The sequence below is a fragment of the Vibrio sp. V01_P9A10T6 genome (assembly GCF_963877065.1).
GTDB lineage: Bacteria > Pseudomonadota > Gammaproteobacteria > Enterobacterales > Vibrionaceae > Vibrio > Vibrio anguillarum.
The window spans coordinates 1-8,221 of record NZ_CAWNTB010000037.1 but is presented as its reverse complement, the minus strand read 5'-3'; the positions used below and the strand labels follow the sequence as shown (position 1 = coordinate 8,221).

The 8,221-nt window shown below is 44.8% G+C and carries 8 protein-coding genes; 3 read left to right on the top strand and 5 right to left on the bottom strand.

Translation table 11 applies throughout. The annotated features are described in order from the left end of the window. Positions 1–70 precede the first annotated feature (70 nt). Positions 71–727 carry a hypothetical protein gene (locus AACQ21_RS02355; protein WP_105977061.1) on the top strand — a complete coding sequence of 219 codons (657 nt, stop codon included), beginning with the start codon at positions 71–73 and terminating at the stop codon, positions 725–727. Between the two features lie 55 nt (positions 728–782). Next, a complete protein-coding gene (locus AACQ21_RS02350) occupies positions 783–2,018 on the top strand; it encodes a zinc-dependent metalloprotease family protein (RefSeq protein WP_094150509.1) in 1,236 nt (411 codons plus the stop codon). Positions 2,019–2,064: 46 nt separating this feature from the next. On the opposite strand, the gene AACQ21_RS02345 is transcribed toward AACQ21_RS02350, so the two are convergent. From AACQ21_RS02345 to slyA, 3 genes are read right to left on the bottom strand one after another with little or no spacing between them, the layout of a single operon-like run. Continuing rightward, positions 2,065–3,099, bottom strand: a complete 1,035-nt coding sequence (locus AACQ21_RS02345) for a DUF2955 domain-containing protein (protein ID WP_105977060.1) — start codon at positions 3,097–3,099, stop codon at positions 2,065–2,067. A gap of 12 nt (positions 3,100–3,111) precedes the next feature. Further along, positions 3,112–4,167, bottom strand: coding sequence for an HlyD family secretion protein (locus AACQ21_RS02340; RefSeq protein WP_105977059.1), 1,056 nt, complete (start codon positions 4,165–4,167; stop codon positions 3,112–3,114). Between the two features lie 6 nt (positions 4,168–4,173). Continuing rightward, positions 4,174–4,656 carry a transcriptional regulator SlyA gene (gene slyA / locus AACQ21_RS02335; protein ID WP_019283056.1) on the bottom strand — a complete coding sequence of 161 codons (483 nt, stop codon included), beginning with the start codon at positions 4,654–4,656 and terminating at the stop codon, positions 4,174–4,176. 113 nt (positions 4,657–4,769) lie between these two features. On the opposite strand from slyA, the gene AACQ21_RS02330 reads away from it, so the two are divergent. Continuing rightward, entirely contained in the window at positions 4,770–5,798 is a 1,029-nt protein-coding gene (locus AACQ21_RS02330; protein ID WP_105977058.1) for a VirK/YbjX family protein, read from the top strand. A gap of 33 nt (positions 5,799–5,831) precedes the next feature. Here AACQ21_RS02330 and AACQ21_RS02325 read toward each other — a convergent pair whose 3' ends face one another. Further along, positions 5,832–6,590 carry an EAL domain-containing protein gene (locus tag AACQ21_RS02325; RefSeq protein WP_026028439.1) on the bottom strand — a complete coding sequence of 253 codons (759 nt, stop codon included), beginning with the start codon at positions 6,588–6,590 and terminating at the stop codon, positions 5,832–5,834. Between the two features lie 98 nt (positions 6,591–6,688). Continuing rightward, a partial coding sequence (locus tag AACQ21_RS02320; RefSeq protein WP_105977057.1) for a cryptochrome/photolyase family protein occupies positions 6,689–8,221 on the bottom strand: 1,533 nt, incomplete at its 5' end.

Here is an 8,221-nt window from a genome sequence, read left to right as displayed (position 1 = left end):
CATACATCTTATGTATCTATATATATGCCACATCTAATTGTCGGAGATATAAAGTTTGAAAGTTAAGATAATGACCATTTTGTTATTAACAATATTCGGTCTCATTGTTGGTAAATATTACATTAGCCATAGTTCATTAACATTAGTGCCTGCCCCCAAAGCACCGAATAATAACGAGGATACTGATTTTAAAGCCGCAACAGTTGCTGATGAGCGCCAGCTGATGAAGCCACCACGAGAAGATGCATCGAGCGCTGGAGATGCTGGTTCTGCTCTGAATTCAGAGCCTATCACTGAAGAGCGCATGCTTGCGGCGCAAACCGTTGATGAAGTATGGCACGACATCAACCCAAGCCCAGCGTTGCAAGCCATTAGGCCGAAAAGTGATGCAGTGACGGAAATCAAAGCGATCGAAATCGAAAATATTGAACAATTCCGAGTTCTGGCAACGGGCGATGCTGTCACGGTCACTATGCCTGATAACCAGCCAGTCAATATCCAAGTCACTTCATCAGAAATTCAGAATGAAGGCGTCCGGACTTGGTCTGGGCAGTTTGAACTCGACGGGGAAGTTTACCCAGCCACATTCACTTTCGGCAAAACGGCAATACTTGGTTTTATTGGTCATCCCAGTGGTCAAGTGAAGCTTGAAGGCAACGGCAGTGAAGCATGGGTTTACCGAGTACCACCGAATCATGGCTATGACGAAACCTCGACCAGCCATTGATACCTCAAACGCACGGCTTTGTGTGTTAATAAAATAAATAATGTAGGAGTTTTCTATGAAAATAGCGTCATTGGCATTAGCCGTGGTGTTAGCAACACATGCGTTACCGAGTAGTGCAACCACTGAAATTGATATTCTAGGTGTTTATACACCCGGCACGGCTGAGTGGTTTCAGCAAGATCACGTGGCTCAAATCCAGCACCGATTTAACGTGGGAAATGAAATTCTGCGTCAAAGTGGTCTGGACATCAAAGTCAACTTAATTGGCACGAAAGAAGTAAAATACGATACGCAAAGAGGGCTAAGAAAATCGCAAGGGCAGGCGCTTGATGCGATTACTCCCGGCAATAAACAAGATCCGGCGTTTGCCGATATTGAGCAATATCGTAAGCAGGTTGGCGCGGATATGGTGGCGCTGTTTCGTAATCTAGATATTAAAAATTCTCCTGATTATGAAGATAAAGGCAATGGTACTTACATGCTGAGCTGTGGTCTAGCATGGATAATCCCTGCCGCGTATTGGAACAATAGTGCGCGTTATGCGCAATCTAGAATGTACAGTCATAGCTATTTGAATGAGTGTGGCGATGATACGTTTATTCACGAATTAGGCCACAATTTGGGCTTGAACCATGCTCATGAACAGTACAATGGCGAACCCCATCTTTCAAATGGTACAGAGCAAGATGCGTATGGTTATGGGGTTCAAGGCCAATTTGCGACGACCATGGCCTATGGTTTCTTATTTGGTATTCATAGCCGTTCTTACACATTCTCTAACCCAAGCAAAGTGTGTAAAGGTCAAGCATGTGGTGTCACTGACTACGCGAACTCGGTGCGAGCGATTGGCCTGAGCGCACCACACATTGCGGCGATTTATGCACGTCCAGATGGGAGTAATGACGGAGGAACGTCACCCACTGAACCGACTTCGCCCCAACAAGCCATCTATGATTTACAAGGGCCTTTTGCCATTCCCGATCATGCACAAGGAGAGTTAGCACTTCCGATTAATGTGACTTATCAAGGAAATGCGGAAACGGCCACTATTCAACTTAATATTGAACACCCATTTGTGGGTGATGTTTCAGTCAAGTTGTATGCACCTGATGGTGGCTATTGGAACTTAAAATCGTATAACCAGTATGATCGCAACACGGCTTATCGTGTTCGCTTTACACTCAGCGGAATGCAACAAATGAACGTGCAAGGCCAGTGGCGTTTAGTCGTGGCGGATCACTATCAAGGTTTAACGGGTGTATTAAATTCGGCACGCTTATCCTTTGAATAAAGGTTTGCTGTGATGTTGACCCTGCACCTATGTGCAGGGTTTTTAATTACTGGCCAAATTGGGTGGCTTTGAATTGATTCAGCAATCGATGGATCACATAGGTTGTAAGTAATGTGGCGACAATAGCAAACAAAATACTGCCGACTCGGTACAGGGCACTGAAAATTAAATCATTGCCCGGCGTCAAATATTGACCAAACAAGATCCCCAAGGTAGTCAATGAGCCAAAGCCGACCCCTGAACCGCTGGATTCTTTTACATGCCAGTAGCTAAAGAGCATCGCACCTATCCATAGCAGCGGAATAACAAATAAAAGCTGACCTGACCAATCGTAGAGCAGCAGTTGGACCGCAATACCGAAAGTGACACCAAGCAGAGTACCCATCGCGCGTTTGCGTGCGTAGCCTAGCGCTCCGTTCCAATGCATCGGGAAAAGTAGCAACAAGGTTGTGGCTTGCGCGGACATTGAATCTTGCAGATCGAATATTTGAAACACAACGAAAGAGAGTGTGGCAATGGTTGCGCCCATGAGCGCTTCATGACGCATACGGTGTGACTCTTTGGCCACGCTTGCATGAGCGGGAGGTTGCCTTTTCTGTGCGTCGGGAATACAGAATGTCACCAGATAAGCGACCATTACCGAAAGCAAATTCGCGATAAAGTTGCTGGTAATCAGATCGTTAAGATCAGTTGTGGAGTAGCTTGCAAAGTGCAGCATAATGCTCAAGCTCAATACGCTGTTCGCTCCAAACAAGAATAAGCTGCCTTTCGACATACAAGCAAATTTGTAGAGAAACAGTACAAAAGCGATCATCGTCATCAGTGCCGGATGAGCGCCAAACAGCCCCCCGAGAATGGCTACTTCTAAGCCACAAACGACGGCGGAAGCGAGCAGTTGCTTTGCGGCGTGCGCATTCATGACGGGCACCATGCCCAGTAACAGCATCGGTGTTACGGTAAAAAATACCCCGTAGTTCCAACCCAGTAGTTTACAAAAGGTAAAACCAAGCGTCGCACCTGTTGCTATTCTGACGCATTGGCGAAAGTCATTTTCAGATAATGGATGATCCCAAAGTCGCATTTTTTACTCCGCTTAATAGACGTAGTGCAGAGTGCTCAGAAACTGAATTTGCATTTTTGCCAGCCAAGCAAACGGGCCACTTTCTGGTAGCAACTGTACCGTCGCACGAGCACCGGAAGGCAATGTTGACATCGTTTCATCGAGCGAAAGGTGCACACGCATGCGTTGTGCATCACGCACCCAGCGATTAGATTCTGTTGGAGTGGCTAAACGCCCATTCGCATCAAACTGACCAGTGCTTACCCCAGCATCCAGGCTACGAATACGCGCGGTAAAGACTTCGCCGGGTTTGCTGTCAAAAGCAACTAGGGCGCGGCTATTGTCTGGGAAATGGCGTAAGCTTTTTTCTCTAAAATCAGCAATCACGTCTACATCCGTCGCTACCAACGCAACTAACGGCATACCTGCTGCGGCGTAGGTGCCCGTTTCAAGCTGTAAGTTGGTAATGACACCATCTTGCTCTGCTAGCGTTTGTGTGTAGGCAAGGTTTAGCTTGGCTTGCGCCAATTGGTTCAAAGCGGCGCGGATGCTGACGTTACTTTCGTCACTATTACCTCGACTAACGTGCAATTCTTGCAGGCGAGCTTGCGCTGCAACCAAATTGGCTTTCGCGGCGGTAGCGCCACTTTGTGCATCGTCTTTAAGTTGTTGAGAAGTCCCATTGCGTGCAAACAGAGTGTTTAATCGGTTAGCTTCGCGCAACTTTTGATCGGCAACGATACGGCTTGCCGTGACATTAGCTTCTGCGGCTGCAATCGATGCATCCAATTGAGCGTTACCTTGTACCGCACGTTCATAATTGAGTTGGGCCTGCTCTACCGCCAGTTGATAGGGTTGTGGGTCGATGGTGAAAAGTACTTCACCCTTGTGTACGGTTTGATTATTAGTGACAAAAACATCACTGATTTGACCATTAACTCGGGGAGATATTTTGGTCACAGTGCGCGTCGCCATGGCTTGCGGTGTTAAAGGCATAGCCAAATCGGCCACCAAAAAATAGGCAAAGAGCGCCACAAAAGCGACGATGGAATATTTGATCCAAAGTGCAAATTTTTGATCAGGTGTCATAAGTAATTATTGTTCCTTTGAAGGTGTTGCTATCGGTTTGCTGAGCGTATCTAGAGCGTTGTGTGAGATTTGTTCGAGCGTAAGAGTCAGTTGGTGCAATTGTTGATCGTCAATATTACCCAGTAAGTTTTGGCGAACTTGCAAAATACGGGTTTCCATCTGCTTGATAAGAGCACGCCCGTTACTCGTCAAACTGACGATTCGAGCGCGCTTATCGTTGTGACAGCAGTGACGTTCGATCAGCGATTGTTCTTCGAGCTGCTTTAAAGTTCGCATTAAAGAAGCCAGTTCTATTTCTAACGCTTCGGCTAAGGTTTTTTGACTGACGTTGTCACCGAGACGCTGTAATTTCCACAATGCGGTCCAACGAGGATGGGTAAGGCCCAAGGGTGAGAGTTCTCGGTCCGCCACCATTTTCCATAAGCGTGAGAGACGAGCAAACTGCTCAGCGAGTGATAATTCTTTCAGGGTGTGCGTGTTTTCAATCATAACGAGTCACATATTACTTAGCGTGCTAAGTAATATAATTTAGTTAGCGCGCTAAGTAAATAGCTAATGACGAAGGCTGACATTTTCATACAAACTCAGGACAGCACCCCTCAATGAAACACTGTACATTATTTTCAATGAGCGACTCCCCAATGTTTGAGGCTGTCCTAGCTGCTGAAATTCTGGTCCATACTATGATAATTGAAAATAAACTCGACTACCTGTTTAGCCTGTCTGAACTCTCCGAAACGATTTACCCCAATACCAAAGGCTGGTCTAAAATCAGGAAGAATATCCGTTTTTGTTTATGGGGCGTGACCAATGCCTATGCTCTAAAAAGTATGCTGAGGCTGTTTTCGTGCTCCGAGTTAGCGGAGGTATTAAAGCAATGCCCACAGTTTTTGGAAAAACCATTAAAACCTTATCTCTGCGTCAATTGGTCTGCCAAAGAGCGTACATGGCACATTAATCAACATTTTATCTACTTAGTTGAACAGTTTGGCTTTAATGCTGCGAAGTTTTTCTCAGAATCAGGCTTCTCTATTTTTGATTTTTACGACAAAAATGGGGCGAGTTATTCATTAAGCCTGTGTAGTGGAGAGATAAGAGAAGGCTCGTTGGGGCTGCAACTAACGGATGAAAAAGGGCAGAAAATTTACTCGATCAGTTTCAATGTTTCTGATCAAGGGCGCAGTATTTACATTGGTTCACTACAAGGTCCAAGCAGTGGTGTGACCGATCGTAATCAAATTATTAAAGATTTGACGCGCACGACTCACGGCTTAAGAACTAAAGCACTGATGGTTGAAATGATCATGACGCTAGCGCGTATTTTAGGGGTTGAGAACCTGTATGCGATTTCTAACCGCGGCCATATGTATCAAGCGTTGCGTTATATTGGATCAAAGCGCAAATCAGTAAGCTTTGATTACGATGAACTGTGGACAGAGTACGAAGCAGAGAAAATGAGCAAATATTTGTACCGTTTGCCAACCAAGCCAAACCGCAAAGGTGTTGAGACGCTAAATCGCAATAAACGCCGTTTATATACTAAACGTTATGAGTGGTTAGCCGAGGTGGAAACAGCCATGTCGGGCCGTATTGAACAGTTGAAACTTATGCCCAAGCATTTCGTGGTTTGATGGATCCACAAAATTAGAGGCTGATGTTATGGTTCAAAACGTCACTGTAGGCAACGCTTCAAACTCAGGTTTCGCAAAATAGTAGCCTTGCATGAGTTCAATGCCGAGTCGTTTTAGCCATAACATTTCTTGTTGAGTTTCAATACCTTCAGCGAGTGGACAAATCCCTAGCTCAATGAGCATTGCGACAGTATGACGGACGATTGCTTGCTTCGTGATGTCTTGATCGATATTACGCAGCAGTGACATATCTAATTTTACTATTTTAGTTTGGAAGTTAACCAATAGCCCAAGCCCGGCGTAGCCTGCACCGAAATCATCAATCGCGGTAGTAAATCCTAGGTTGGAGTAATAAGCGACGATCCGTTTTATGTGCGCTGTGTCTACGATTTTTTCCACCTCAGTAAATTCAAACATGATCCGTTCTGTCGGGAAACCGAACTGCTTTGCTGCCTCTAATGTGGTGCGGATACAGCGTTCTGGTTGGTAAACGGCATTAGGTAAAAAATTAATGCTCAAAATACCTGACAGTTTTAGTTTAGCCGCGAGTTTAATCGCTTTGATTCGACAAAGTTGGTCAAAGCGGTATCGGTTGTCATCACTGACTTGTTCAATGATGGAGTAAGCCGATTCATTATTCAGACCTCGTACGAGTGCTTCGTAGCCAAAGATGGTGTTATCTGCAACGTTCACTATGGGTTGGAAAGCCATGGTGAAGTCAAAAGGCAAGTTTTGTTTTTCTGAGCATTGCTGGCAAATACGTTGGTCCATATGGACTTGCTGTTGTTGCATAATCACTCACTGATATTTAATCGAATAGCATGATTATAGTTACTTGCAGCGTGCTCACCAAATTGCATAAATAAAAACGTGACCAGTAAGCCGACGAACTACAGCTTTTCAATATGGTGTAGATAGTATTGAGCTTGATCTAAGATTGCTTGTTGAGTGGCATTTTCAGTGTTATCCCAATTTTTATAAATCATACCTATCCTTGGGTTTTTGGCTAACCGTTCACGATGAGTGAGCATGAACTGCCAATATAAACTATTGAATGGACATGAATTTAGACCACTACGGCTCTTTACTTGGTAGTGACAATCTTTGCAGTAATCACTCATTTTATTGATGTAAGAGCCGCTTGCGGCATAAGGCTTGGTAGCAACAATTCCCCCATCAGCAAACAGAGCCATACCTCGGGTATTGGGCATTTCTACCCATTGCAATGCATCAATATAAATACCTAAGTACCAGTCATCCACCTCATCCGGCTCGCAACCTGATAGGAGTGCAAAATTACCCGTGATCATCAAACGTTGGATATGATGTGCGTAGGAAAATTCCAGTGATTGAGTTACGGCTTGTTTAACACAATGCATACGAGTATCCCCTGTCCAATAATAGTGAGGAAGAGGTCGTTGAGCGTCAAGGGCGTTGTGCTTGGCGTATTGGGGCATGTTCGCCCAATAAATGCCTCGAATGTACTCACGCCAGCCCAAAATTTGCCTAATGAATCCTTCGATTTGTGCTAAATCCATCGTATTGTCATTCTCAAATCGCATGAGTGCACTTTGAATGACTTCTGCAGGCGATAGTAGTTTGCAGTTGAGTGCAAAAGAGAGCCGGCTATGGTAAAGGCTCCAACGATGTGGACTCTTTGCCGTCATTGCATCTTGAAAGCGACCAAACAGCGGCAAGCCGTACTGACAAAAGTGGGCCAATAATGACAGTGCTTGTGAGCGGTTAATCGGCCATAACAATGAAGGAGTATACAGGCCGAAAACGTGAATATTATGATGCTGTAAACGGTTATAAATTGCACTGACATCGTTTTGAAAGCTAAGTGGTTTGGGTAGGTTTTCTATGTCTTGCACGCTGAGCTTATTGCGATTTTGGTGATCAAAATTCCAACGCCCACCCAAAGGCGTTTGATGATCATCTTGCAGAAGAATACCGAATCGCTTACGCATTTTGCGATAAAACGGCTCCATAATAGTGGTTTTGTCGGTGTTAAAATGCTGAGTGATCTCGTCAAAAGGCAATAAAAAGTGTTCAGTATCAAAACAAGTCACTTGTGCATGAGAGAGGTTTAACTCCTGCAACTGTTGCCAAACTCGGTATTCGTCAGGTCGCTGATAGTGAAAGTATTCTGCGTTGATCTGATGACACAGATCACTAATCATTGGTGGTAGCTGCAAATAATCGGCAGTTTCATCAAGGGTCAAGTAGAGAACCTGGTGTCCCTCACTTTGCAATAATTCGGCAAAAGCTTCCATCGCGGCAAAAAAGGCGCAGATTTTTTGAATGTGATGTTTTACATAGCCTGTTTCTTGTTTAAGTTCAGCTATCACGTACAGTACGGAATCATCCGTTTTGTTAAACCAAGAGTGCTTGATATTGAGCTGATCGCCTAGGATCAAGCG